The organism is Nonomuraea sp. NPDC049607 (assembly GCF_040675375.1).
Classification (GTDB): domain Bacteria; phylum Actinomycetota; class Actinomycetes; order Streptosporangiales; family Streptosporangiaceae; genus Nonomuraea.
The window spans coordinates 120,517-145,583 of record NZ_JBFAOV010000009.1; the positions used below are offsets into that span (position 1 = coordinate 120,517).

Annotated in this window: 20 protein-coding genes; 13 read left to right on the top strand and 7 right to left on the bottom strand. The window is 73.0% G+C overall.

The window, feature by feature from the left end; all coding sequences use genetic code 11:
* The first annotated feature begins 82 nt into the window (after positions 1-82).
* The 6 genes from AB0J97_RS19895 to AB0J97_RS19920 all read left to right on the top strand — a co-directional run bounded on the left by AB0J97_RS19895 (position 83) and on the right by AB0J97_RS19920 (position 6,174).
* Positions 83-1,207 (top strand): helix-turn-helix domain-containing protein, encoded by a 1,125-nt coding sequence (locus AB0J97_RS19895; protein WP_364091046.1) that lies wholly within the window; start codon positions 83-85, stop codon positions 1,205-1,207.
* Positions 1,208-1,310: 103 nt separating this feature from the next.
* A complete protein-coding gene (locus tag AB0J97_RS19900; protein WP_364090596.1) occupies positions 1,311-2,207 on the top strand; it encodes an ACP S-malonyltransferase in 897 nt (298 codons plus the stop codon).
* Positions 2,204-3,157, top strand: a complete 954-nt coding sequence (locus AB0J97_RS19905) for a beta-ketoacyl-ACP synthase III (RefSeq protein WP_364090599.1) — start codon at positions 2,204-2,206, stop codon at positions 3,155-3,157. The genes AB0J97_RS19900 and AB0J97_RS19905 overlap by 4 nt, the downstream gene beginning before the upstream one ends.
* An 86-nt stretch (positions 3,158-3,243) precedes the next feature.
* Complete coding sequence (locus tag AB0J97_RS19910) at positions 3,244-3,483, top strand: acyl carrier protein (protein WP_125639869.1); 240 nt, start codon at positions 3,244-3,246, stop codon at positions 3,481-3,483.
* Positions 3,484-3,517: 34 nt separating this feature from the next.
* The gene (gene fabF / locus AB0J97_RS19915) at positions 3,518-4,750 is read left to right on the top strand and encodes a beta-ketoacyl-ACP synthase II (RefSeq protein WP_357698505.1); all 1,233 of its coding nucleotides are present in this window, start codon (positions 3,518-3,520) and stop codon (positions 4,748-4,750) included.
* Positions 4,750-6,174 (top strand): carboxyl transferase domain-containing protein, encoded by a 1,425-nt coding sequence (locus tag AB0J97_RS19920; protein WP_364090603.1) that lies wholly within the window; start codon positions 4,750-4,752, stop codon positions 6,172-6,174. The genes fabF and AB0J97_RS19920 overlap by 1 nt, the downstream gene beginning before the upstream one ends.
* A 221-nt stretch (positions 6,175-6,395) precedes the next feature.
* Here the strand turns inward: AB0J97_RS19920 and AB0J97_RS19925 are convergent, their stop codons facing one another.
* Complete coding sequence (locus tag AB0J97_RS19925; RefSeq protein ID WP_357698511.1) at positions 6,396-6,890, bottom strand: DUF3145 domain-containing protein; 495 nt, start codon at positions 6,888-6,890, stop codon at positions 6,396-6,398.
* A gap of 176 nt (positions 6,891-7,066) precedes the next feature.
* Here AB0J97_RS19925 and AB0J97_RS19930 point away from each other — a divergent pair, with 176 nt between their 5' ends.
* The 4 genes from AB0J97_RS19930 to AB0J97_RS19945 all read left to right on the top strand — a co-directional run bounded on the left by AB0J97_RS19930 (position 7,067) and on the right by AB0J97_RS19945 (position 11,791).
* Positions 7,067-8,080 (top strand): S8/S53 family peptidase, encoded by a 1,014-nt coding sequence (locus AB0J97_RS19930; protein WP_364090607.1) that lies wholly within the window; start codon positions 7,067-7,069, stop codon positions 8,078-8,080.
* A gap of 72 nt (positions 8,081-8,152) precedes the next feature.
* Positions 8,153-8,713: a sigma-70 family RNA polymerase sigma factor gene (locus AB0J97_RS19935; protein WP_357698515.1), complete on the top strand. Its 561-nt coding sequence runs from the start codon at positions 8,153-8,155 to the stop codon at positions 8,711-8,713.
* The gene (locus tag AB0J97_RS19940; protein WP_364090611.1) at positions 8,710-9,171 is read left to right on the top strand and encodes a hypothetical protein; all 462 of its coding nucleotides are present in this window, start codon (positions 8,710-8,712) and stop codon (positions 9,169-9,171) included. The genes AB0J97_RS19935 and AB0J97_RS19940 overlap by 4 nt, the downstream gene beginning before the upstream one ends.
* A gap of 67 nt (positions 9,172-9,238) precedes the next feature.
* Positions 9,239-11,791 (top strand): CHAT domain-containing tetratricopeptide repeat protein, encoded by a 2,553-nt coding sequence (locus AB0J97_RS19945; RefSeq protein ID WP_364090614.1) that lies wholly within the window; start codon positions 9,239-9,241, stop codon positions 11,789-11,791.
* Between the two features lie 13 nt (positions 11,792-11,804).
* Here the strand turns inward: AB0J97_RS19945 and AB0J97_RS19950 are convergent, their stop codons facing one another.
* The 4 genes from AB0J97_RS19950 to AB0J97_RS19965 all read right to left on the bottom strand — a co-directional run bounded on the left by AB0J97_RS19950 (position 11,805) and on the right by AB0J97_RS19965 (position 17,192).
* Positions 11,805-12,617: a sulfurtransferase gene (locus AB0J97_RS19950; protein WP_357698523.1), complete on the bottom strand. Its 813-nt coding sequence runs from the start codon at positions 12,615-12,617 to the stop codon at positions 11,805-11,807.
* Positions 12,614-13,726 carry a nucleotide pyrophosphatase/phosphodiesterase family protein gene (locus AB0J97_RS19955; protein WP_364090619.1) on the bottom strand — a complete coding sequence of 371 codons (1,113 nt, stop codon included), beginning with the start codon at positions 13,724-13,726 and terminating at the stop codon, positions 12,614-12,616. Before AB0J97_RS19955 ends, AB0J97_RS19950 begins: the two co-directional genes overlap by 4 nt.
* A gap of 109 nt (positions 13,727-13,835) precedes the next feature.
* Positions 13,836-14,426 carry a DUF5998 family protein gene (locus AB0J97_RS19960; RefSeq protein ID WP_352323634.1) on the bottom strand — a complete coding sequence of 197 codons (591 nt, stop codon included), beginning with the start codon at positions 14,424-14,426 and terminating at the stop codon, positions 13,836-13,838.
* 96 nt (positions 14,427-14,522) lie between these two features.
* Positions 14,523-17,192 (bottom strand): bifunctional GNAT family N-acetyltransferase/acetate--CoA ligase family protein, encoded by a 2,670-nt coding sequence (locus AB0J97_RS19965; RefSeq protein ID WP_364090624.1) that lies wholly within the window; start codon positions 17,190-17,192, stop codon positions 14,523-14,525.
* Positions 17,193-17,360: 168 nt separating this feature from the next.
* Here AB0J97_RS19965 and AB0J97_RS19970 point away from each other — a divergent pair, with 168 nt between their 5' ends.
* The gene (locus AB0J97_RS19970) at positions 17,361-18,254 is read left to right on the top strand and encodes a sugar kinase (protein ID WP_357698532.1); all 894 of its coding nucleotides are present in this window, start codon (positions 17,361-17,363) and stop codon (positions 18,252-18,254) included.
* Positions 18,255-18,311: 57 nt separating this feature from the next.
* On the opposite strand, the gene AB0J97_RS19975 is transcribed toward AB0J97_RS19970, so the two are convergent.
* Positions 18,312-20,399, bottom strand: coding sequence for a RecQ family ATP-dependent DNA helicase (locus AB0J97_RS19975; RefSeq protein ID WP_364090629.1), 2,088 nt, complete (start codon positions 20,397-20,399; stop codon positions 18,312-18,314).
* A 299-nt stretch (positions 20,400-20,698) separates the two neighbouring features.
* Here AB0J97_RS19975 and AB0J97_RS19980 point away from each other — a divergent pair, with 299 nt between their 5' ends.
* Positions 20,699-21,529, top strand: coding sequence for a hypothetical protein (locus tag AB0J97_RS19980; protein ID WP_364090632.1), 831 nt, complete (start codon positions 20,699-20,701; stop codon positions 21,527-21,529).
* Here AB0J97_RS19980 and AB0J97_RS19985 read toward each other — a convergent pair.
* Positions 21,519-22,355 carry a TauD/TfdA family dioxygenase gene (locus tag AB0J97_RS19985; protein ID WP_357698538.1) on the bottom strand — a complete coding sequence of 279 codons (837 nt, stop codon included), beginning with the start codon at positions 22,353-22,355 and terminating at the stop codon, positions 21,519-21,521. The two genes, AB0J97_RS19980 and AB0J97_RS19985, sit on opposite strands and share 11 nt — an antisense overlap.
* Before the next feature lie 122 nt (positions 22,356-22,477).
* On the opposite strand from AB0J97_RS19985, the gene AB0J97_RS19990 reads away from it, so the two are divergent.
* Positions 22,478-24,979 (top strand): DNA topoisomerase IV subunit A, encoded by a 2,502-nt coding sequence (locus AB0J97_RS19990; RefSeq protein ID WP_364090635.1) that lies wholly within the window; start codon positions 22,478-22,480, stop codon positions 24,977-24,979.
* The last annotated feature ends 88 nt before the right edge of the window (positions 24,980-25,067 follow it).

Below are 25,067 nucleotides of genomic sequence, written 5' to 3' on the forward strand. Positions count from 1 at the left end.
CGGTCATCGGAACCGACCTGGCACTCTAGGAGGCGTGACAGACCGGACTCGGGAGGACACCACCCGCAGGCTCGAGCGTGCGATGGGCGCGCTCGGCACGGCGGCGATGGCGCGCATGGACGACCAGCTCCCCTGGTTCCGGGCGCTCAGCGCCGAGGACCGCTCGTGGGTGGGCCTGGTGGCCCAGGCCGGCATCGCCGCGTTCGTGGAGTGGTTCCAGCACGCCGGCGAGGACCGGCCGACGCCCAGCATCGAGTTCTTCGGCACGGCGCCACGCGAGCTCAAACGCTCGATCTCGCTCCAGCAGACGGTCGACATCGTCAGGATCGTGGTCGAGGTGGTCGAGGCCCAGACCGACGAGCTGGCCGCACCGGGCGGTGAGGACCAGCTCCAGCAGGCGATGCTCCGCTACACGCGCGACGTGGCCTTCGCCGCCGCCCATGTCTACGCCCGCGAGGCCGAGGCCCGCGGCTCCTGGGACGCCCGGCTGGAGGCGCTGATCGTCGACGCGCTGGTGCGGGGCGAGGTCGACGACGGCCTCCACTCCTGGGCCGCGGCCCTCGGCTGGACCTCCTCCCCCGTCGTCGTGATCGCCGGGCACGCCCCCGACGACGACCCGCGCGCGGTCATCGACGGCCTGCGCGAGAAGGGCCGCCGCATCGGTATGGACCTGCTGGCCGGCGTGCAGGCCGACCGGCTGATCGTGATCGTGGGCGGCGCCGACAGCGTCCAGGACGCGGCCCGGCAGGTCGTGGCGCGCTTCGGCGTGGGCCCGATCGTCATCGGCCCCGAGGTGCCCGACCTGCATGCCGCCGCGCGGTCGGCACGGGCCGCGCTGGCCGGGCTGAAGGCGTCCGCGGGCTGGCCGGACGCGCCCAGGCCGGTGCACGCCGAGGACCTGCTGGCCGAACGCGCGCTCGACGGCGACACCGACGCCAGGGAGCAGCTCATCGAGAACGTCTACCTGCCGTTGGCCGGCACACCCCTGCTCGATACGCTTGCCACATACCTCGAACAGGGCACCTCCCTGGAGGCGACGGCGCGGCTGCTGTTCGTGCACCCGAACACGGTCCGCTACCGTCTGAAGAAGATCACCGAACTCACGGGCTACCAGCCCACCGAGGGCAGGTCGGCCTTCACGCTGCAGGTCGGCCTCATCCTCGGCAGGCTTTCTGAGGGCGCTGCGGCATGGCGGGCCCTAACGTAACATTCCCGAAATCTTCACTGTAGGGTTCCTACAAAACACCCCGGACAAAGTTCGTACGGATCTCCATCCGCGTGTCGAAGTTCTACAGGGCATGGTGGTTTTTGTGCTTGTACTCGTCGCTCCGGGCCAAGGTGCCCAAACCCCAGGCTTCCTGGCCCCCTGGCTCGAGCTGCCCGGCCTCGCCGACAGACTCGGCGCGTGGTCGGAGGTCGCCGGGATCGACCTGGTCGCCTACGGCACCACCGCCGACGCCGACGAGATCCGCGACACCGCCGTCGCCCAGCCGCTGCTCGTGGCCGCCGCGCTGGCCGCCGCCGAGACGCTGGGGGCCTCCCCCGACGTGCTGGCCGGCCACAGCGTGGGCGAGTTCGCCGCGGCCGCGCTGGCCGGGGTGCTCACCCCGGAGCAGGCGCTGAGCCTGGTCCGCGAGCGCGCCCAGGCCATGGCCAAGGCCGCCGCCGTGACCGAGACCGGCATGACGGCCGTGCTCGGCGGCGTGGAGGCCGACGTGCTGGCCGCGATCGAGCGCCACGGGCTGGCCCCGGCCAACATCAACGGCGCGGGCCAGATCGTGGCGGGCGGCACGCTGGAGCAGCTCGCCGCCTTCAAGGACGACGCGCCCGCCCGTGCCAGGCTCATCCCGCTCAAGGTGGCCGGCGCGTTCCACACCGGTCACATGGCCCCGGCCGTCGACGCCCTGCGCGAGGCGGCCTGGAACGTCGTGCCCGGCGACCCGCGGGTCACGCTGCTGTCCAACGCCGACGGCCGGCCCGCCGCCACCGGCGCCGAGTTCGTCCAGCGGCTCATCTCGCAGATCAGCAGCCCCGTCCGATGGGACCTGTGCATGGCGACGATGGCCGAGCTGGGCGTGACCAAGATGATCGAGCTGCTGCCCGGCGGCACGCTGACCGGGCTCGCCAAGCGCGGCCTGCGGGGCGTCGAGACCGTGGCGCTGAAGACACCCGACGACCTCGACGCGGCCAGGGAGCTGATCAAATGAGGATCCCCGACATCGCCCCAGGCGCCCGGATTCTGGCCTTCGGCCATTACCAGCCGGACAACGTCGTCACCAACGACGACCTGGCCAAGACCATGGAGACCAACGACGAGTGGATCCAGTCCCGCGTCGGGATCAAGGAGCGCCGGGTCGCCTCCGCCAACGAGTCCGTGGAGGACATGGCGGCCCAGGCCGGCGGCAAGGCGCTGGCCGCCAGCGGCCTGACCCCCGACGAGGTCGACCTCGTGATCGTGGCCACCTGCACGCTGGAGACCCAGATCCCCAACGCCGCGGCGGTCGTGGCCCACCGGCTGGGCATCAAGTCCCCGGGCGCGTTCGACGTCAACGCCGCCTGCGCCGGCTTCTGCTACGCGCTGGCCACCGCCAGTGCCGCGGTCCGCGGCGGCGCGGCCAGGAACGTGCTGGTCATCGGCTCGGAGAAGCTGTCGCAGTGGGTCGACTGGACCGACCGGTCCACGGCCGTGATCTTCGCCGACGGCGCCGGCGCCGCCGTGGTCGGCCCGTCCGACACGCCCGGCATCGGCCCGGTGGTGTGGGGCAGCTCCGGCGACAAGTCCGAGGCCATCTCCATCGCCGACCGCACGAAGTTCCTCGCCCAGGAGGGCCAGACGGTCTTCCGCTGGGCCACCGCGCTGCACCCGGTGGCCCTGGAGGCGTGCGACCGCGCCGGGGTCGACCCCTCGGAGCTGGCGGCGTTCGTGCCCCACCAGGCCAACCTGCGCATCATCGAGGCCATCGCACGCAAGCTCGGTGCCGACAAGGCCGTCATCGGCCGTGACATCGTCACCGCGGGCAACACGTCGGCGGCCTCCATTCCGCTCGCGCTCTCGCGGATGCTGGAGCGCGGCGAGGTCCGCTCAGGCGACCTCGCGCTCATCCTCGGCTTCGGCGCCGGTCTGACCTATGCGGGCCAAGTGATCGAGATTCCGTAGGATCCGGTACGGCGCCCGCCGTACTTGTTCAGAGCTCGTACGGCGAGAGCCGTACAGAAACCAGAAAATAAAGGAGAAGTAGCGACATGGCTGCCACCGAGCAGGAGATCCTCGCGGGCCTCGGCAAGATCATCAACGAGATCACCGGCATTCCGGCCGGCGAGGTGACCCCGGAGAAGAGCTTCGTCGACGACCTCGACATCGACTCCCTGTCCATGGTCGAGATCGCCGTGGCCGCTCAGGACGAGTTCGGCGTCGAGATCCCCGACGACCAGCTGAAGAACCTGAAGACGGTCAAGGACGTCCTCAACTTCATCCAGGCCTGACAAAACAGTTCTGACCAGTAAGGAGCGCGAAAACGTGAGTGCGAACCGGGTACGTGTCGTCGTCACCGGGCTTGGCGCGACGACGCCCGTCGGTGGAGACGTCACCTCGACCTGGACGGCGCTCCTCGCCGGTCAGTCGGGTGTGGAGACCCTCACCACGGAGTGGATCGACTCCGTCCCCGTGCGGTTCGCGGGGACGGCGGCGGTCGACCCCACCGAGGTGCTGCCCCGCCCCGAGGCCCGCCGTCTCGACCGCAGCGAGCAGTTCGCCCTGGTCGCCGCCCGGGAGGCCTGGCAGGACGCCGGTGCCCCCGAGGTGGCCCCCGAGCGGCTGGGCGTCGTGGTCTCCAGCGGCATCGGCGGCATCACCACCACGCTGACCGCCTACGACACGTGGAAGGAGCGCGGCTGGAACCGGCTGTCGCCCTTCACCGTGCCGATGCTCATGCCCAACGGCCCGGCCGCCTGGATCGGCATCGACCTGGGCGCCCAGGCGGGCGTGCACGCCACCGTCTCCGCCTGCGCCTCCGGCGCCGAGGCGATCGGCTACGCCATGGACATGATCCGGCTCGGCCGCGCCGACGTGGTGGTCGCGGGCGGCACCGAGGCCGCCATCCACGGCCTCAACATCGCGGCCTTCGCCGCCGCGCGGGCGATGTCCACCCGCAACGACGACCCGCAGGGCGCCTCCCGGCCGTGGGACCGCGACCGCGACGGGTTCGTGCTCGGCGAGGGCGCCGGCATCGTGGTGCTGGAGTCCGAGGAGCACGCCAAGGCGCGCGGCGCGCGCATCTACGCCTACGCCGCCGGTGTCGGCTACTCGGCCGACGCCCACCACATCACGCAGCCCGAGCCCGAGGGCCGCGGCATCATCATGGCGATGACGCAGGCGCTGACCGACGCCGAGATCACCGGCCTCGACGTCAAGCACGTCAACGCCCACTCCACGTCCACCCCGGCGGGCGACGTCGGCGAGGTGCAGGCCGTGGCCAAGGCCATCGGCACCCACCCGCTGGTCACCTCGACCAAGTCCATGACCGGTCACCTGCTCGGCGGCGCGGGCGGCATCGAGTCCGTCTTCACGATCAAGGCGCTGCAGGAGCGGATCGTCCCGGCCACCATCAACCTCGACAACCTCGACGACGGCATCGAGGTCGACATCGTCCACGGCGCGAACCGTCCGCTGCCGCAGGGCGACCTCGCCGCCGTCAACAACTCCTTCGGGTTCGGCGGGCACAACGTCACCGTCGTCTTCAAGGGGGCTTGATGACCGTACTGGACAGCCGGGTGGTGGGTGAGGGCTCCGGCCAGGAGCCCGCCGATCCCCGTGATCCAGTCGTCCGCCTGACAGCGCTGCTCGACGAGGGCTCGCTGCGGCTCATCACCCCAGAGGACAAAAGCGGCGTCCTGGCCGCCATGGGCCGGATCGAGGGCGTGCCCGTCGCCGCCTTCTGCAGCGACGCCCGCTTCCAGGGCGGCGCGATGGGCAGCGAGGGCTGCGAGCACATCGTGCACGCCTACGACGTGGCCGTCCGCGAGCGGGTGCCGGTCATCGGCATCTGGCATTCCGGCGGCGCCCGGCTCGCCGAGGGCGTCGAGTCGCTGCACGCGGTCGGCCGGGTGTTCGCGGCCATGACCAAGGCGTCGGGCGTCGTGCCGCAGATCTCGGTGGTCGTCGGCCCGGCCGCCGGCGGCGCCGCCTACGGCCCCGCGCTCACCGACCTGGTGATCCTGGCCGACACCGGCCGCATCTTCGTGACCGGCCCCGACGTCGTGCGCAGCGTCACCGGCGAGAACGTCGACGCCGAGGCGCTGGGCGGCCCCGAGCCCCACAGCAGGCGCAGCGGCGTGGTGCACGTCGTCACCAAGACCGAGGCCGACGCCTACCTCCAGGCGCGCCGGCTCGCCACGCTGCTCGGCCACCAGGGCAGGGTGCGTCCCGGCGAGGTGGAGGAGGTCGACTTCTCCTCCTTGCTGCCCGAGTCCGCGCGGCGCGCCTACGACGTCAAGCCGCTGGTCAACGGCCTGCTCGACGAGGACGGCGTCGAACTGCACGCCAAATGGGCGCCCAACGTCGTCACGTCGCTGGGCCGCCTCGGCGGCCGGACGGTCGGCGTCGTCGCCAACAACCCGTTGCGGCTGGCCGGCTGCCTCGACGCCACGTCCGCCGAGAAAGCCGCCCGCTTCGTACGTATGTGTGACGCCTTCGGGGTGCCATTGGTTGTCCTCGTGGACGTCCCCGGTTACCTGCCGGGTGTCGGCCAGGAGCACGACGGCGTGGTCCGGCGCGGCGCCAAGCTGCTGCACGCCTTCGCCGAGGCGTCGGTTCCCAGGATCACCCTGGTCACGCGCAAGGCGTACGGCGGGGCGTACGTCGCGATGAACTCGCGGGCGCTGGGCGCGACCAAGGTGTTCGCCTGGCCGACCACCGAGGTGGCGGTCATGGGGGCCGTGGCGGCGGTGCGCGTGCTCAAGCGCCGCGAGCTCGCGGCGGCCTCCGACGAGGAGCGGCCGGCGCTGGAACAGCGGCTCGCCGAGGAGCACGAGAAGCTCGCCGGCGGCCTGGCCCGCGCCCAGGAGCTGGGCGTCGTCGACGAGGTGATCGAGCCGGCCGAGACGCGCGGCGCCATCGCCAAGGTGCTCACCCAGGCCACCCCGGCCAGGGGCGCCCACGGCAACATCCCGCTGTAGCCCCGTTCGCGAAAGGCCCCGCACCGATGCCCGGTGCGGGGCCTTTCCGCTGCTTGACGGCCTTCGTGACGGCCTTCGTGACGGCCTTCGTGACGGCCTTCGTGACGGCCTTCGTGACGGCCTTCGTGACGGCCTGAGTGACAAGGCGCGCGTGACGGCCTGTGGGACGGCGGGCCGATGCCGGCCGCCCTCGGCGGGCGCTCAGCGGGAGGTGGGGCGGGTCAGACGGCGGCGTGCAGCCAGCGGACGGGAGCGCCGTCGCCGGCGTACCGGAAGGGCTCCAGCTCTTCGTCCCACGGCCGGCCGAGCAGCTTGTCGAGCTCGTCCTCCAGCACGGACCGGCCCTGGGCGGCCGTCATCATGGCGGCACGCAGGCGGTCTTCGGAGATCATGATGTCTCCGGCCGCGCCGATGACCGCCGTGAAGGCGCCGAGCGTCGGCGTGTAGGCGTGTCTGGAGCCGTCGACGCCGGGCGACGGATCCTCGGTGATCTCGAATCTCAGGCGCTGCCAGCCCATGAGGGAAGAGGCGATGGCCGCCGCGATACCGGCGCGGCCCTCCCACTCCGCCTGCGCGCGCACGACGTTCGGCGCGGCTGGTTGCGGTGTCCACGTCAGATCAACGGGCACGCCAAGGACACCCGCGACTGCCCATTCGATGTGAGGGCACAGCGCGGGCTGAGCCGAGTGGACGTAAAGCACGCCACGAGCAGACACCGGACCTCCCGTTTCGGTACGAGGTGCGCCTTCCCCAACGGCCTCGCCCCGGGATGATCACAAGTGACTAGGGAGAGACTACCGTCGGTCGCCATCGGACACCAGAGGGGGGCCATACCAAGTTGGTGCGGGCGTGTCACGTGACAGTTGTGGCAGGCGGGGAAACATACCGCCTCATGGACATGCAATCTGTCGGCGAGGCGTACATCCGGCCAGGTCAGGTGCTGGTCGACCGCGGCGCGGTGTCGGTCGCCGCCCGCTGGACGCAGGCGGTCTCCGAGGCCGACGGAGTGACCGTCCTGCACCTGTCGGCCGGGGTGGACCCGTGCGAGATCACCGCCGAGTTGCGCGACCGGGGCTTCCGTGCCTCGCCCAACCACGTGGTCACCGGCCAGCCGCTGTTCTTCGGCGGCCCGGCCTCCCGGCCCTTCCCCGTGCCGCCGGTGTCGTACCGGGCGGGCAGGTCGCGTTCCGACGTGGTCGTGGCCGTGCTCGACACCGGCGTGGCGAAACATCCCTGGTGGTCGGGCAGCGACTGGTACGCCAGGCTCGGCCCCGAGGGCGCCGACGCCGTCCGGGGGACGCAGGCCGGGCACGGCACGTTCGTCGCCGGCCTGCTGACCCGCCAGGCGCCCGGGGCCAGGCTCCGGGTGCGCCGGGTGCTCGACGGCGACGGCCTGGGCGACGAGGCGACCGTGGTGCGCACCCTCCACCGCATGCGCGAGGACCCGCCCCAGGTGCTCAACCTCTCCTTCGGCTGCCACTCCTTCGACGACCGGCCGCCGCCCCTGCTGTCCGACGCCATCGGCGCGCTGAAGGACACGGTGACGGTGGCCTGCGCCGGCAACACCGCCTCCGACCGGCCGTTCTGGCCCGCCGCCCTGCCGTGCGCGGTGGGCGTGGCGGCCCTCGACGCCGCGCAGGAGCGCCGCGCGCCCTTCTCCGGGTACGGCACCTGGGTCGACGCCTGCGCCCGCGGCGACTGGCTGACCAGCAGTTTCCTGGACACGGGCGAGTTCGGCGGCTACGCCGCCTGGAGCGGCACGTCGTTCGCCGCCGCCCTGGTGTCGGGGGCCGTGGCCGACGCCGCCCGGAGCGAACCGGCCAAGGAGGCCGTGGAGCGACTGCTCGACTCCCGGAGGTCCCGGCAAATTCCCGATCTGGGAGTTCTCGTACCCACGAGTCTGTAGAGTTTACGCTCAGTCCTCAGTCAATCACGAGGAGACAGGATGACCTCCCCGTGTGGGACGAAAGGAGGCCGCATGAGCGACTTGCGCGATCCGGCGAAGCTGCTCCTCGACGCGGCCGACGGCGACCGATCCGCCTGGGACGAGCTGGAGTCCCGGTTCGGCCCGCGCATGTGGGCGCTGGCCCGCTCGTGCGGGCTGGGCGAGGCCGATGCCGCCGACGCGGTCCAGGGCGCCTGGCTGCGGCTGCTCCAGCACATGCACGACATCCGCGACCCCTCGCGGGTGGGCGGCTGGCTGATGACGACCACCCGCCGTGAGGCGCTCCTCCTGCTGCGGAAGGAGTCGTCGGGCCTGCTGGTCAGCGATCCGGAGGGAAGGCCCACCTTCGGGGCCGTCGAGGAGCCGGATCCCGCGTCCGCCGTGCTGGAGGCCGACGGCAGGCGCCTGCTGTGGAAGTCGGTCTCCGCCCTGCAGGAACCCTGCCGTACTCTGCTGCAGCTGGTCGCGACCGATCTGGGCAACCAGCAGATGGCGATGCGGCTCGGGTTGCCCGTGGGCAGCGTGGGGCCGACCAGGGCCCGCTGCCTGGAGAAACTGCGCACTCTGCTCTCACTACAGGAGACAGCGCAATGATCAACGACGAGTACTTCCTGGCGGCCCTCCGGCTCGCCGCCGGAATGGATCCGATGCCCGGGCACGTGTCGGCCTCCGCGCGTGAGATCTACGGGCTGCGCGTTCCGCACGCGGTGACCGCCGACCCGGCCGACCCCGCCGAGGGCCGCGCGTCGCGGTCCGTCGCCGCCGACCTCGACGACGGGGCCCAGCTGGTGCGGTTCGTCACCGACGGTCTCACCTTCGACCTGGAGGTGACCGTGGGCGACGGGCTGATCGACGTCGCCGGTCAGATCTTCCCCGACCCCGGGGAAGACTCCGTCGTCGACGTGCGCACCCCGCATCTGACCCTCACCCGGCAGGTCGCCCACAACGGCCGGTTCGCGGTCACCGGGCTGCCGCCGGGGTGGCTGAGCGTGGTGTGCCACCGTCCCGGTCATGCGCCCGTCCAGACCAGGTGGGTGCGCATCCGGCCGTGACGCCTCCGCCGAGGCACACGTCCGCGCCGTACACCCCCGCCCCCTCCTCCCCGCCGGTCAGTCCCCCATGAGCGTCACGTCACCCCCACCAGGATCAGCAGCCGACCACGGTCCGCTCGTCGAGACGGCCGAGGCCGCCGTGCTGCGCGCGCACGTCGATCCCGAACAGGCCCTTTACGCCGGCCGCACCGTCCTCGCCGCCGCCCGCCGTGCCGGAGCGCCGGAGGCCGAGGCGATCGCGCTGCGCGCCATGGCGCTGGCCGCCCGCGAGCTGGGCGACCTTCTCAATGCCGAACACTGCCTGCGGCAGGCCGTCGCCATCCCGGACGCCCCGGCCGAGCGCCGGGCCCAGGCGCGGCTGTCGCTGGTCACCGTACGCACCGAGCGGGGGCACCCGCTCCAGGCGCTGCGCGTGGCCGCCCTGGCCTGGGCGTACCTGTCCCCGCTCGACCGCGCCAAGCTCGACACGCAGCGGGCGGTCGCCCTGGCCCACCTGGGCCGTCACCAGGAGGCCATCGCCGCCTGCGACCGGGCGCTGCGGGCCCTCGTGGCCGCGCCGGGCACGGTCGACGACCGGCGTTTCCTGGCCGGCGGCCTGCTCAACCGGGGGCTCATCCACGCCTACCGGGGCGACTGGGAGTCCGCCATGCGCGACATCGCGGCCTGCCTGCAGCTCGCCCGGAACGCCGGCCTGCGCCACCTGGCCCGGCTGTCGGCCGCCAACCTGCCGTTCCTCGCGGTGCGGCGGGGGGACATCGCGGGCGCCTTCGAGCATTACCGGGAGGCGGAGGACACCTTGTTCGGCTTCCCCGAGCGGCTGGCCACGATGCGGGCCGACTTCGCCGGCGCGCTGCTGGCGGCCCACCTGCCCGGCGAGGCCAGGGCCATGCTGAGCCTGGCCGTGCCCGATCTGGAGTCCTCCGGCGCGCAGGTGGCGCTGGCCGAGGCGCGGCTGAAGCTGGCCCAGGTCGAGCTGCTCACCGGCGACCCCCACCGGGCGCGGCAGGTGGCCGAGCAGGCGGCGCGCGAGCTGGCCGAGCAGGAGCGGCTGTCGTGGCTGCCGCTGGCCGAGGAGGTCGTCCTGCGGGCCCGGCTGGTGCTCGGGCCGGTCACGTCCGCGCTGGTCACCGATCTGATCCGGTGCGCCGACGAGTTGGAGGACGTCTCCTCGCACGTGGCCGCCGCCGCGGCGCTGCGGCTGGCCGCGGCCGAGGCGGCGCTGGCCGTCGACGACCATCCGGTGGCCTCGGCGCAGCTCCGCAGGCTCACCCGGCACGCCGAGCGCGCCGAGCGCTGGATGCCCGCCGGCACCCGCCTGACCTCGCTGGCCCCCGAGCCGCAGCCCACGCAGCTCGCGCAGATCCCGGTGACCGTACGCCAGCACGCCCTGGCCCTGGAGGCGGCGCTGCGGGAGGACGTCGCGGGGGCGCTGCGGGCGGTCCGTGACGGGCTGGCCGAGGTGAGCGGGCAGGTGGAGACGTTCGAGGATCCGGCGTTGCGCGCCCATGCCGCCCGGTCCGGGGAGCGGCTGGCCGCCTTCGGGCTGGGGCTGGCGGTGCGCGACGGGTGCGTGGGCGAGGTGTTCGAGTGGGCCGAGCGGTGGCGTGCGGTCGCGGCGCCGGAGCACGCGTGCGGCCTGGCCGAGATCGACCAGGTCCGGGCGGCGCTCGACGGCGCGGCGCTGGTGGAGTTCGTGGCCGACGAGGAGACGCTGCTGGCGGTGCTCGTCACCGGCGAACGGCTCATCCTGCGGCGGCTGGGCGACGTGCGGCAGGCGCGTGAGGCGATCATGCGGCTGCGCCACGCCCTGCGTCAGTGGGGTGCCGGGCTCGACGTGGCCGGTCCCGCGCGGGCGCTCACGGAGCTGACCGGCGCCGGTGCGGAGCTGGAGCGGCTGCTGCTGGGGCCGCTCAAGGCCGAGCTGGGCGACCGGCCGCTGGTGGTGGTGCCCGTGGGGCCGCTGCACACCCTGCCGTGGGGCGCGCTGCCGGGCCTGCGCGAACGTCCCGTGAGCGTGGCGGCGAGCGCGGCGGCCTGGGCGGGGGCGCGGCGGCGGGCCCGCGTACGGGAGGCCGCCCCGGTGGTGCTGGCGGCGGCCGGGCCGGCGCTGGTCCATGCCGAGGAGGAGGTGGCCCGCGTGCTGGCCTGCCATCCGGGTGGGCGGGAGGTGCCCGGCCGCAGGGCCGACGTGCTGGCGGCGCTCGGCGCGGCCGACGTCCTCCACCTGGCCGCGCACGGCGCCTTCAACGCCCGCAGCCCGCTGCTGTCCGGCATCACCCTTGGCGACGGGCAGCTCATGGCCTACGACCTGCTGGGCCTGAGCCGCGCGCCGGAGCTGGTCGTGTTGTCGGCGTGCAACTCGGGCATGGCCCGCACGCCGGCGGAGGGGGCGCCGCTGGGCCTGCCGGGCACGTTCCTGGCGCACGGGAGCTCGTGCGTGGTGGCGGGGATGGTGCCCATCGGCGACGAGGCCGCGATGGCCATGATGGGAGCCTTCCACGAGCTGCTCGCCTCCGGGCAGGCACCTGACGCGGCCCTGGCCTGCGCGTCGGCCAAGACCGGGCTGCTGGGGTTCGTCTGCTTCGGCGCGGGCGACCGGCCCCTCTACCCGGCCGGCTGACCAGGTGCCGGCCTCAGCCGGTGGCCACCGGGCGGGTGGGGTCGGCGACCCAGTTGGACCAGGAGCCGACGTAGAGGGCGGCGGGCAGGCCGGCCAGCTCCAGGGCCAGCACCTCGTGGGCGGCGGTGACGCCCGACCCGCAGTACGCGCCGACCGGGACACCCTCGCGCACGCCCAGCGCGGCGAAGCGGTCACGCAGGTCGGCGGGGGCGAGGAACCTGCCGCCCGGGCCCACGTTGCCGGTCGTGGGCGCGTTCACCGCACCGGGCACGTGACCGGCCACCGGATCGACGGGCTCGACCTCGCCCCGGTAGCGTTCGGCGGCGCGGGCGTCGAGCAGCACGCCCTCGGCGGCCACCGCGGCGGCCTCGTCGGCCGTCAGGGTCGGCATGCCGCCGGGCCTGGCGGTGAAGTCGCCGGGCACGACCTCGGGCTCGTCCTTCGTGAGCGGCAGGCCGGCCTCGGCCCAGGCCGTCAGGCCGCCGTCGAGCACGCGTACGGACCGATGGCCGAAGTAGCGCAGCGCCCACCAGGCGCGGGCGGCGGTCGTGGAGCCGGCGTCGTCGTAGACCACGACCGGACGCCCGTCGGACACGCCGAGCGCCCGCATGGCCCGCTGGAACTCGCCGGCGCCGGGCAGCGGGTGGCGGCCGGCGGCGCCGGGCGGCGCGGCGAGGTCGGCGTCGACGTCGCAGAAGACGGCGCCCGCGAGGTGCCCCTCGCGGTAGAGCTCGATCCCGGGCGGGCCGTTCAGCCGCCAGCGCACGTCGAGCACGGACACGTCGGGCAGCGCGGCCAGCTCGGCGGGCGTGATCAGCGCACTCATCGGGTGGTTACCTCCAGCAGCGGGACGTTGAGCTCGGCGGCGGTCAGCGAGCCGTGGTAGCCGGTGAACAGCGCCTCGATCGGATGACGGGTGGGGGCGGTGAGGGCCAGGCCGGCGCGGGGCACGGCCACGACGTCGCCGATGCGGCCCAGCCACGCCTCGCGCACCCGGGGCCCGAACCAGCCGGACTCGACCGCCTCCTGCCTGGACACTACCCAGGCGCGGTCGCCGAGGGTCGCGCGCCACGCCTCCAGGACGTGGCCGGCGGCTCCGGGCTGGGCGTAGACGTGCCTGGCCCGAGCCTCGCCGCCGAGCAGCGCCACCCCTTCGGTCAGCGCGGGCACGCTCTCGGCGTCGATCTTCTCGGTGGCGTTGACCATGCCGTGGTCGGCGGTGACGTAGAGGGCCGAGCCGGGCGGCAGCGACTCGGCCAGCCGCCGGGCCAGGTCGTCGACGACGGCCAGCTCGCTCAGCCACTCCTCGCCACCCCACCCGGCCATGTGGCCGACGGCGTCGAGGTTGCCGTAGTAGGCGGTGACGTGGGCGCGGGGCGTGGCGCGCAGGGCCTCGGCGACGCGGGCGACGGTGGCGTCGACGCCGTCGGCGGCCACGTAGCGCGCGCCGCGGTAGACGGCCCTGGTCAGGCCGGAGCCCTCGAACTCGGCGGGGGCGACGTAGACGGCGTCGACGCCCTGGGCGGCGGCGCGCTGGTAGACGGTGGGCGCGGGCTGCCACTCGTCGGGGTCCATCGTCTGGCCGCCGGGGAGCGTCCAGCGCAGGCAGTTGAACAGGTGGCCGGTGCCGGGGACGGCCAGCATCAGGCCGACCATGCCGTGCTCGCCGGGGGTCAGGCCGGTGCCGAGCGAGCACAGGCTGGTGACGGTGGTGGCGGGGAAACCGGCGGTGAGGGTGCGGGCGGGGAGGGTGGACAGGAAGGGGGCGGTCTCGGGGTGGGCGCGGAGCAGCTCGGCCCCCAGGCCGTCGACCAGGAGCAGGCAGACGCGCGCCGCGGGGTCGAGGGCCAGCGGGTTGGGCTCGGTCAGGCCGAGGGCGGCCAGCAGCGAACCGGGGAGGTCCGCCAGCGACCCGGCGCCGTAGTCCGGCAGCATCCCCACATCCTAGTGGCCGGCCGTGGCCCGGCGGCGGCCCGGCGGATGGCTGTGGCAGTGGTCCTGACGGTGGCTCTGACGGCTGCTGTGGGGGTGGCCGGGTGTGGTGTCAGGCGGCGGCTCGGGCGGTGGCCTCGGAGAGGGCCTTGGCGAAGGCCAGCACGTGGGTGACCGCCTCTGGACCGTCGGCCGCCTCGCTGACCCGCAGCGACAGGTCGTCGGCCGTGATGGCGCCGGTGTAGCCGTGGTCGGCGTCGCAGTTCTCGTCGCCGCAGGTGGCCGGCTCAAGGTCGACGTGGGAGATCGCGCCCCAGCCGATCGTCAGGGTGACCTCGGTGGGCGGCACGCCCGGCACGTAGGAGGCCGGGTCGGGCACCACGCGGGTGACGGCCACCGACTGGACGCGGCTCAGGCGGACCGCCTCGGTCGTCGTGGACGCGTGGGAGGCCGAGACGCCCTCCACCGCCGGGTGCTCGTCGGTGTGGCAGACCAGCAGCCTCGTCGTCGACAGCACCAGGACGGTGACGTGCCTGCGAACCTCCATCGCGGGATCGAAGGTGGCCTCGTGGTGGACCACGAATGCGGTCACGGCCTCCTTGCCCAGCGCGGATTCGACCGCATCGGTGACGAGGTCGGGGTAGTAGCCGCTGCGCTCGATCGCTTCACGCAGGCCCGCGGCTGAGACTCGGGTTTCCCTCATGCCTCCATCCTGCCAGGGCCACGCAGTGCACTCACCCGCCAGACATAACGCTCTATGAACGTCTTTGTCTAGACATGAACGACATGGTGGGCGTGGTCAGGAGAGCCGTCGCGGGCCGCCGTCCAGGCGTGGTCCGGCCGGGGTGCGCAGGGTGGCGCGGGCGCCCAGGACCAGCACCTCCGATTCCCCCACCAACACCTGGTCGAGGTCGAGCCGGGCCACCTCCGGCAGGTCGTTGGCCAGGCGGCCCACGCGTACGAGCAGCTCCTCCAGGGCGGGGACGGCGACGGGCGGGTAGCCGTACTGGCCGAAGAGCAGCGGGGCCGCGCGGACGGAACGCACCAGGGCCGCGGCGTCCTCGCCGGTCAGCGGGGCGAGCCGGAAGCCCTGGTCGAGCAGCAGGCGGGCGGTCACCTCGCCGAGCCCGAACGACACCACCGGCCCGAACGCGCGATCCTCGACGACCCCCACGACCGTGGGCACGGCCGGCTGCGGCGCCATGCGCTGGACGGCCAGCTCGACCCGCTCGCCGAGCTGGTCGGCGAACTCGGCGTAGGCGTTGCGCACCATCTCGGGCCCGGTCAGCCCCAGGCGTACGGTCCCGGCGCGGCGCGAGGCCCCCGGGTCGGCCACCTTGAGCACCACCGGCCAGCCGAGCCGTTCGGCGGCGGCCACGGCCTCCTCCGGCGAGCGGACGACCTCGGCGGGCCAGACGGTCAGCCCGTAGCACGACAGCAGCTCGGCGGCGTCGATCTCGACCGGCGGACCGGGCTCGGCGAACCCGCCCGGCTCCTCCCCCGCCGGGGCCGGGGCGCCGGACAGCGCGGCCAGGACCAGCGCGCGGGCGCGGGCGGTGTCGAGACCGTCGAGCTCGGGCGGCGGCACGGCCGGATGCGCCCGCCAGGTGGCGTACCGCACCACGTGGGCCAGGGCCCTGACGGCCTCCTCCGGCGCCGCGTACGACGGGATGGAGCCCCGCGCGGGCGCACCGCCGGAGTCGCCGGGCACCCGCAACGACGGATGCATGCCGAGATGCCCGCGGAACGTGGCCAGCACCGGCTTGGCCGACCCCTGCGAGACGCGCAGCAGCTCGGCCGCCACCTCGTCCGACTCGCCGGGGATCGGCGGCATGTAGATCACGACGGCGGCGTCGACCTCCTCGGCGGCCAGCTCGCCGGCGAGCGCCGCGCCGAACTCGGCCGGCCCGGCCGCGGCGCCCAGGTTGACCGGTGGGCGCGGTTCGAGGCCGGCCGCCAGGCAGGCGTCGGCGGCCAGCAGGCCGAGGGCGTCGGAGTTGGTCACCAGCGCGACCCTGGGCCCGGCGGGCAGCGGCTGGTAGGCCAGGAGCTGGCCCACGTCGAAGAGCTGGATGAGGTCGTCGACCCTGATCAGGCCCGCCTGGGCGAACAGGGAGCTGATCGCGGAGTCGGGCAGCCCCAGCTCCTCGGCCGAGTGGCCGGCCGGGGTGCCGCCGCTCTTGACCACCACGATCGGCTTGCTGCGCGCGATGCGCCTGGCCAGGCGGGTGAACTTGCGCGGGTTTCCCAGCGACTCCAGGTAGAGCAGGATGACCTCGGTCGCGTCGTCCTCCTCCCAGTACTGGAGGAGGTCGTTGCCGGAGACGTCGGCGCGGTTGCCGGCCGAGACGAACGACGAGATGCCCATGCCGCGCTGGGCCACCCGCTGGAGCAGCGCGGTGCCGAGCGCGCCCGACTGGCTGAAGAAGCCCACCCGGCCGCGGCCCGGCACGGTGGCGGCCAGCGTGGCGTTGAGCTTGACGGCCGGGGCGGTGTTGGCGATGCCGAGGCAGTTGGGGCCGACCACGCGCAGGCCGTAGGAGCGGGCGATGCGGGCCAGCTCGTCCTGCCTGGCGCGGCCGGACGCGCCGGTCTCGCCGAAGCCGGAGGAGACCACGACCAGCCCGTGGACGCCCTTCTCGGCGCACTCCTTGACCACGTCGAGCACGCCCTCCGCGGGCACGGCCACGACCGCCAGGTCGACCTCGCCGTCGATCGCCGTCACGCTCGGGTAGGCCCGCACGCCCGCGACGGCCCGCACCTGGCGGTGGACGGGGAAGACGGGGCCGGTGAAGTCGGCGGCCAGCAGGTTGCGCAGGACGGTCTGGCCGACGCCCCCGGGCTCGCGCGAGGCGCCGATGACCGCGACCGACCCGGGCGCCAGCAGGCGCGCGATCGACCGGGACTCGGCCCGATGCTCGCGCGAGGCCGTCACCTCCGCCGAGGTCTCGGTCGGGGTCAGGTCGAGGGTCATGCGTACGACGCCGTCGGCGAACCGGCTCTCCGCGGTGTAGCCGGCCTGCCGCAGGACGCCCATCATCTTCATGTTGGCGGGCAGCACGTCGGCGACGAACCGCTCGATGCCGCGCTCGCGGGCCGTGGCCGCCAGGTGCTCCAGCAGGACGGAGGCCACTCCCCTGCCCTGGTGGGCGTCCTCGACCAGGAAGGCGACCTCGGCCTCGCCCGGCTCGGTGCGGTCGTAGCGGATCACCGCGACCATCTCGGCGCCGATGGTGGCGATGAGGGCCACGCGGTTGTCGTAGTCGACGTTGGTGAAACGTTCGACGTCGCGGTCGGACAACCGTGGACGGGGGCCGAAGAACCGGAAATAGATCGACTCGGCGGACAGACGGGAGTAGAAAGCACGGAGACGGTCGGCGTCGGCGGGCCTGATCGGGCGTACGTGCGCGGTGCCCCCGTCGGCCAGAACGACGTCGGCCTCCCAGTGAGCCGGATACTGTGCCTCCACGCCACGAGCGTAAACCCGCATCCCACATGCCAAGACCGGTGGGCCTCTTTGGGCAACGCTTGTGCATCGACTGCTGCCCGGTGTCCGGGGTCAGCCCCACGAACAGCCCGGAAGCTGTTAGTTTTGCCGTGGCCAGGGTCGTTCTGAAGGCAGCAAGGTGGTGGCATCATGACGCGGGTCGTCGTGGTGGGCGATCTCATGACCGACGCGGTCGCGCGCGCCCGTTACGCGCTCGCCCGCGCGAGCGACACGCCCGCGATCGTGACGATGCACGGCGGCGGCTCCGGCGCCAACATCGCCTCGTGGCTCGCCGTCGAGGGCGCGGAGGTGGCCTTCATCGGCCGCAGGGGCGCCGACATCACCGGCCGCAACCGCGACATGGAGCTGATGGGCTACGGCGTCGACGCCCGGCTCGTCATGGACCCCGAGCGGCCCACCGGCACCTGCGTGGTGCTCGTCACGCACAAGGGCGAGCGCACGATGCTCTCCGACCCGGGCGCCAACGCCGCCCTGTCGCCGGAGGACCTGCCGCGCGACCTGTTCACCTCGGGCGCCCACCTGCACCTGTCGGGCTACACGCTGATCAACGAGGGCTCGCGCGACGCCGGTCTCGCGGCGCTCGACATGGCGCGGCGCTCCGGCATGTCGATCTCGGTCGACTGCGCCTCGTCGGCTCCGCTGGAGCGTACGGGCGCCGAGCCCTTCCTCGAATGGACCAACGGCGCGAAGCTGCTGTTCGCCAACATCGACCAGGCCAAGGTGCTGACCGGCCGCGACGAGGCCGAGGCCGCCGCCAAGGTGCTCACCGCGTGGTTCCCGCAGGTCATCATCAAGATGAACGCCGAGGGCGCGCTGTGGTTCAGCAACGGCCGTCCCGACCCGGTCCGGGTGGCCGCCGAGCCGGTCGACAAGATCGTTGACGGCACGGGCGCGGGCGACGCGTTCTCGGCCGGGTTCCTGCCGCCGTGGCTGGCCGGCAAGCCGCCGGCCGAGTCGCTGGCCGCCGGTTGCCGGCTCGCGGCCAAGGCGATCATGCACCTGGGCGCACGTCCCCCGTTCTGACCCGTCCCCTCCCCGGCCGGGGCGTCGCCGTCCCAGCCGGGGTTCTCCCTGGCGCCGCTACGAGGTGGTGGCCAGCGCGAGCGGGAGCACGGCCGGTGCGCCCGCGTGGCGGATCAGGGCCGCCGCCAGGGTCATCGTCCAGCCGGTGTCCACGCGGTCGTCCACCAGCAGCACCGGGCCGCCGCAGTCGGCGATCGCGGCGCCGAGCTCCTTGGGCATCGCCAGGGTGCCTCTGATCGCCTGGACGCGCTTGGCGCTGTTGAACTGCCGGCCCGGCGACCCCGCCCGGTAGCCCAGCTCGCCCAGGTAGGTCAGCCGGCCCACCTGCGCCAGCCGCTCGGCGAAGCCGCGCACGAGCTGCGGGCGCGACGCGGACGGCACGTTGACCACGGCCACCGGCCGCTCCTGCCAGCCCCACGCCGACAACACCTGGATCACGGCCTTGAACATGTCGTCGGCCATCGGCCCGTCGGCTCCGGCGAGCAGCTCGCGCAGCCGGTTGCCCCAGCCGATGTCGGTCAGCCGGCCGAGCGCGCGGCCCGGCTCGGCGCCGAGCTCGGGCTTGATCCTGCCGGACAGGTCGGCGAGGCCGGTCGGCCACTGCCTGCGCGCCTCGATCTCGACACCGGGCCTGCTCAGGCGTTCGCGGGCGGTCTCGACGGCCTGGGCGGCGATCTCCGGTGAACGGTGGCGGCCGGTGCAGTTGTCGCAGCGGCCGCAGGGCGTGGCGGTGTCGTCGTCGAGGTGGCGGCGCAGGTACTGCTCGCGGCACTCCTCGGTGGTCAGGTAGCGCAGCATGGCGTCCTGCTCGGCCTTGCGCTCGGCGGCGATGCGGGCGTAGCGCTCGGTGTCGTACGCCCAGGGCTCGCCGGTCGACTCCCAGCCGCCCTTGACCCGGCGTACGGCGCCGTCGACGTCGAGGACCTTGAGCATCATCTCCAGGCGGCTGCGGCTCAGGTCGACCGCGGTCTCCAGGGCCGGGGTGGACATCACGCCGCCCTGTTCGAGCGCCTGGAGGGTGGCGCGCACGACGGGCTCGGGCGGGAAGGCCAGGGAGGTGAAGTAGGCCCAGATCTCGCGGTCTTCGGCGCCGGGCAGCAGGATGACCTCGGCGCGCTCGACGCCGCGCCCGGCCCGGCCGACCTGCTGGTAGTAGGCGACGGGCGACTGCGGCGCGCCGACGTGCACGACGAACCCCAGATCGGGCTTGTCGAACCCCATGCCGAGCGCGCTGGTGGCGACCAACGCCTTGATCTTGTTGTTGAGCAGCGCCTCCTCGGCGGCCAGCCGCTCGGCCGGGTCGGTCTGCCCGGAGTAGGCGGCCACCTCGTGGCCCTGCTCGCGCAGGTAGCCGGCGATCTCGTGGGCGGCGGCGACGGTGAGCGTGTAGACGATGCCCGAGCCCGGCAGCTCGCGCAGGGTCTGGGCCAGCCAGGCCAGGCGCTGCTCGGCCGAGGGCAGCTTGACGACGCTCAGGTGCAGGCTCTCGCGCTCCAGCGCGCCGCGCAGCACGAACGTGCCCTCGCCCATCTGCTCGGCGACGTCGCGCGTGACGCGGGCGTTGGCCGTGGCGGTGGTGGCCAGCACGGGAATGCCGGGCGGCAGCTCGTCGAACAGCGTGGCGAGCCTGCGGTAGTCGGGCCGGAAGTCGTGGCCCCAGTCGGAGATGCAGTGGGCCTCGTCGACGACGACCAGGCCGGCGCTCTCGGCCAGCTCGGGCAGCACGTTGTCGCGGAAGTCGGGGTTGTTGAGCCGCTCGGGGCTGACCAGCAGCACGTCGACCATGCCCTCGGCGACCTGGCCGTAGATCTCCTCCCACGCCTCGGGGTTGGCGGAGTTGATCGTGACGGCCCTGATGCCGGCGCGCTCGGCGGCGGCGATCTGGTTGCGCATGAGGGCGAGCAGCGGCGAGACGATGACCGTGGGGCCCTCGCCGAGCTCGCGCAGCAGGGCGGTGGCCACGAAGTAGACGGCGGACTTGCCCCAGCCGGTGCGCTGCACGACGAGGACCCTGCGCCGGTCGAGCACGAGCGCCTCGATGGCGGACCACTGGTCGTCTCGCAGCCGGGCGTGGTCGCCGGCCAGGGCCCGTAGGCGCTCCTCGGCCTCTTCGCGCAGCATCGCCGCGTCGGGGGCTTCAATCATGTCCCCCTTATTACCAGCTCCCACCGACGGAACAGGCCCACCATGGCCCACTGTCCCTCCGGAGGGGAGGGGGAAAGCGCGCGGAACAGGCCCGCCACGGCCCTGTCCCTCCGGGGGGGAGGACGCGGGACAGGGCCGCCACGGCCCTGTCCCTCCGGGGGGGAGGACGCGGGACAGGGCCGCCACGGCCCTGTCCCTTCGGAAGGGCCTCCAGGGGCGGGAGCCGGAGGTGGGAGGAACGTTGGGCGGGGGAGGAACGTTGAGCAGTCGTCAAGCGGCTTTCGCCCCCAGGAGGGCTGATGACGGGGCTTGCCTGCACCTCGGCGGCACCGGCGGCGACGACGCGCCGCCGCAGAACCATGGAAGACCACTTCGAGATGGTGGCCAGGGTGGTCCTGGCAGTCATGATCCTCACCACGGCGGGCTGTGCCGGAACCGGCGTGAAAGCCTCCTACCACCCCGCATTCCTCCCGGTGAAGCTGGAGTGGGGGTCCGACGGGATGGTCCAGGTCTCGGGGGAGACCTCGCTGGTCACGCCGGTCGGCGTCTTCTCGATCGGCGCCGCGTACAACCTGCCCGAGGCGGACGACGACGCCTTCTACGTCGTCGTCCGCGACGCCCGCAAGAGCCCGGACAACCCGGACGTCGCGGGCTTCGACCACATCTACAAGGTGAACAGCGGTTCCGGCGAGTTCACGGCCGTGGTCAACGGGACGGCCGTGATCCAGGTCGTCCGCCGGCAGGTGATCGTTGACGTCACGAACGGCACCGTGCGGACCATCGAGTTCAGGAACGCCGAGACGGCCGTCAAGGAGCGCTCCGCGGGCATCGGGGACCGCTGGCAGGAGTTCTGGGACGCCTCCTTCTACTCCCCCATGGCGCTGTCCAGGTGGGCCTACGACGACTCCACGATGTCGAGCTGGTTCGGCCTGGGCTTCCTGTGGTTCCTGGTACGCCTGGCGCTGGCCATCGTCCTGGGGGTCGTCGACGTGATCCTGGTGGTGGGGTGCACGCTGGCCGCCGTGGCGTACGTGCTCATCGGCCCGACGGGACGCAACATCGTCTACGGCGTGGAGGCCCTGCTGCTCCTGTTCCTCGCCCTGTCGAGCTGGGCGGGCCTCAAGCCGTGAGGCCCTGCCCGTCCGCGTGCTCGGGGAACGCGTTGATCGTGACGCGGTGCATGCGGCGGCGTTCGGTGTAGTCGGCGACCGCGTAGTGCTGGGTGGGGCGGTTGTCCCAGAAGGCGAGCGTGCCGGGGCGCCAGTTCAGCCTGCACTGGTACTCGGGCGAGCGGATGTGGTCGATGAGCATCGGCAGCAGGGCCTCGTTCTCGCGGTCGCTCAGCCCCACCAGGCGGGTGGTGGAGGCGCGGTTGACGAACAGGGCCTTGCGGCCGGTCTCGGCGTGCACGCGGACGACCGGGCGCTCGATCGGCGGCCATTTGGCCTGGATCTCGGCCAGGTCGAACGGGTGCCCCTTGGAGATCGCCTTCTTCATCGACATCGTGATGTCGTGCACGGCCGTCAGTTCGTCGCACAGCCGCTGGATCGACGGCGACAGCGTCTCGTAGGCCAGGTAGGTGTTGGCCCAGCAGGTGTCGCCGCCCACGCTCGGCAGCTGCATGCAGCGCAGCAGCGAGCCCATCGGCGGCGTGGGCTCGAAGGTGTTGTCGCTGTGCCATTCGTCGCCGCCCTCGCCCTTCGGGGAGGTCTGGTCGAGGACGTGGATCGGGCTGCCGGAGTCCTTCTTGAACGCCGGATGGTTGAGCGTGCCGAAGTTGAGGGCGAACTGAAGGTGCTGCTCGTCGTCGATGTGCTGGTCGCGGAAGAAGAGCACCAGATGCCTCAGCCACCCCTCGCGCAGGGTCGCGACGTCTTCCGGGGAGAGGGGTTTGCGCAGATCGACCCCGGTGACCTCGGCGCCGATGTGCTTGGTCACGGGATGGAACTCGATCATGGCGAAGCCTCCGGAGGCGGGGGGACGGGGTCCTCGTCTCCGACGGTAAGACCCAAGCAATTGCTTGGTCAAGGCCAGGAGACGCGCCGACGAGTCGCGGGCACCCGAGTCTCTTCGGCACAATGTTCGACATGGCCCGACGTACGACTGCACCCCCGCCTGAGGACTTCGAGGAGCGGATCGTCGACATCGACGTCTCCTCCGAGATGCGCAAGAGCTATCTCGAGTACGCGTACTCGGTGATCTACCAGCGGGCTCTGCCCGACGCTCGCGACGGCCTCAAACCGGTGCAGCGGCGCATCCTCTACTCCATGAGCGAGATGGGCCTGCGTCCCGACCGCGGCCACGTCAAGTCCTCGCGCGTCGTCGGCGACGTCATGGGCAAGCTCCACCCCCATGGCGACAGCGCCATCTACGACGCCCTCGTGCGCCTGGCGCAACCGTTCTCCATGCGCCTGCCGCTGGTCGACGGCCACGGCAACTTCGGCTCCCCCGACGACATGCCGGCCGCCATGCGGTACACCGAGGCCAGGCTGGCCCCGGCGGCGATGCTCATGGTGGAGTCGCTCGACGAGGACACCGTCAACTTCAAGCCCAACTACGACGGCCAGGAGACCGAGCCCACGGTCATGCCGTCGGCGTTCCCCAACCTGCTGGTCAACGGCACCACCGGCATCGCGGTCGGCATGGCGACCAACATGGCGCCGCACAACCTCGCCGAGGTCGTGGCCGCCGCCCGTCACCTGATCAAGAAGCCCGACGCCACGCTCGACGAGCTGATGAAGTTCGTGCCCGGCCCCGACCTGCCGACCGGCGGCTCGATCATCGGGCTGCAGGGCGTGCGCGACGCCTACGAGACCGGCCGCGGCACGTTCCGCATGCGGGCCAGGTGCGCGGTCGAGCAGATCACGCCGCGGCGCAAGGGCATCATCGTCACCGAGCTGCCCTACAACGTCGGCCCCGAGCGCGTGGTCACCAAGATCAAGGAGCTGGTGACCAACAAGAAGCTCCAGGGCATCGCCGACCTGAAGGACCTCACCGACCGGCACAAGGGCCTGCGCCTGGTCATCGAGATCAAGAACGGCTTCATCCCCGAGGCCGTCCTGGAGGAGCTCTACCGGCTCACGCCGATGGAGGAGACCTTCGGCATCAACAACGTCGCCCTGGTCGACGGCGAGCCGCGCACGCTCGGCCTGCGCGAGCTGCTGCAGGTCTACGTCGACCACCGGCTGGAGGTCGTGCGGCGCAGGTCCGAGTACCGCCGGCGCAAGCGCGAGGAGCGCCTGCACCTGGTCGACGGCCTGATCATCGCGCTGCTCAACATCGACGAGGTCATCCAGGTCATCCGTTCCTCCGACGACTCGGCGCAGGCCCGCGCCCGGTTGATGGAGGTCTTCGACCTGACCGAGATCCAGGCCGCCTACATCCTCGACACGCCGCTGCGCCGGCTGACCAGGTTCGACAAGCTGGAGCTCGACAGCGAGAAGGACACGCTGAGCCAGGAGATCGCGGCGCTCACCGAGATCCTGTCCTCGGAGACGAAGCTGCGGCAGGTGGTCTCGGGCGAGCTGGCCGAGGTGGCCAAGAAGTACGCCACGCCGCGCCGTACCGTGCTGCTGGAGGCGCCGGGCGTGGCCCGCACGCCGGTGGTGTCGCTGCAGGTGGCCGACGACCCGTGCTGGGCGCTGCTGTCCTCGACCGGGCTGCTGGCCCGCACGTCCGACGCCGCTCCGCTGGCGGGTGACGGCGATCGGTCCGCGCACGACGTGCTGGTGTCGGTGGCGCGCACGTCCGTACGCGGTGAGGTGGGCGTGGTGACCTCGCTCGGGCGGCTGATCCGGGTCCAGGTGGTCGATCTGCCGACGCTGCCGCCCTCGGCCAACCCGCCGACGCTGTCGGGCGGCCATCCGGTCTCCGAGTTCGTCTCGCTGCAGCCGGACGAGAAGGTCGTGGGCCTCGGCTCGCTCGATCCCGACAGCCCCGGGCTCGCGCTGGGCACGGCCCAGGGCGTGGTCAAGCGGGTGGTGCCCGACTACCCGGCCAACCGCGACGACTTCGAGGTGATCGCCCTCAAGGACGGCGACACCGTGGTGGGCGCCGCCGAGCTCGACTCCGAGGACCACGACCTGGTCTTCATCTCCTCCGACGCCCAGCTCCTGCGCTACCCGGCCTCGCTGGTGCGTCCCCAGGGGCGTCCGGCGGGCGGCATGGCCGGCATCCGGCTCGACGACGGCGCCCGGGTGATCTGGTTCGGCGTGGTCGACCCCTCGCGTCCGTCGCAGGTGGTCACCGTGGCCGGGTCCTCGACGGCGCTGCCGGGCACGCAGGTCGGCGGCGGCAAGGTCTCCGACTACGCCGAGTTCCCGCCGAAGGGGCGGGCCACGGGCGGTGTGCGGGCCCAGCGCTTCCTGAAGGGCGAGGACGAGCTGCTGCTCGCCTGGGCCGGCCCCGCGCCCGCCAAGGCGGTGTCGGCGGTGGGCAAGCCGGTGCCGCTGCCGGAGGAGGTGGGCCGCCGCGACGGCTCGGGCGTGCGCCTGACGCACACCATCGGCGCCGTCGGCGGCGCCCTGGCAGCGGGCCCCGAGACGGACGCGCCGACGTCTCAGGCGGCCGACGAGGAGTGACCGCCGTCCGGCGGAGGGGCCCGGCCCCCTCCGCCGGACGCGGGCGAGAGCGGTTTCCCGTCAGGCTGTTATGAAACCGGCTCGCGGC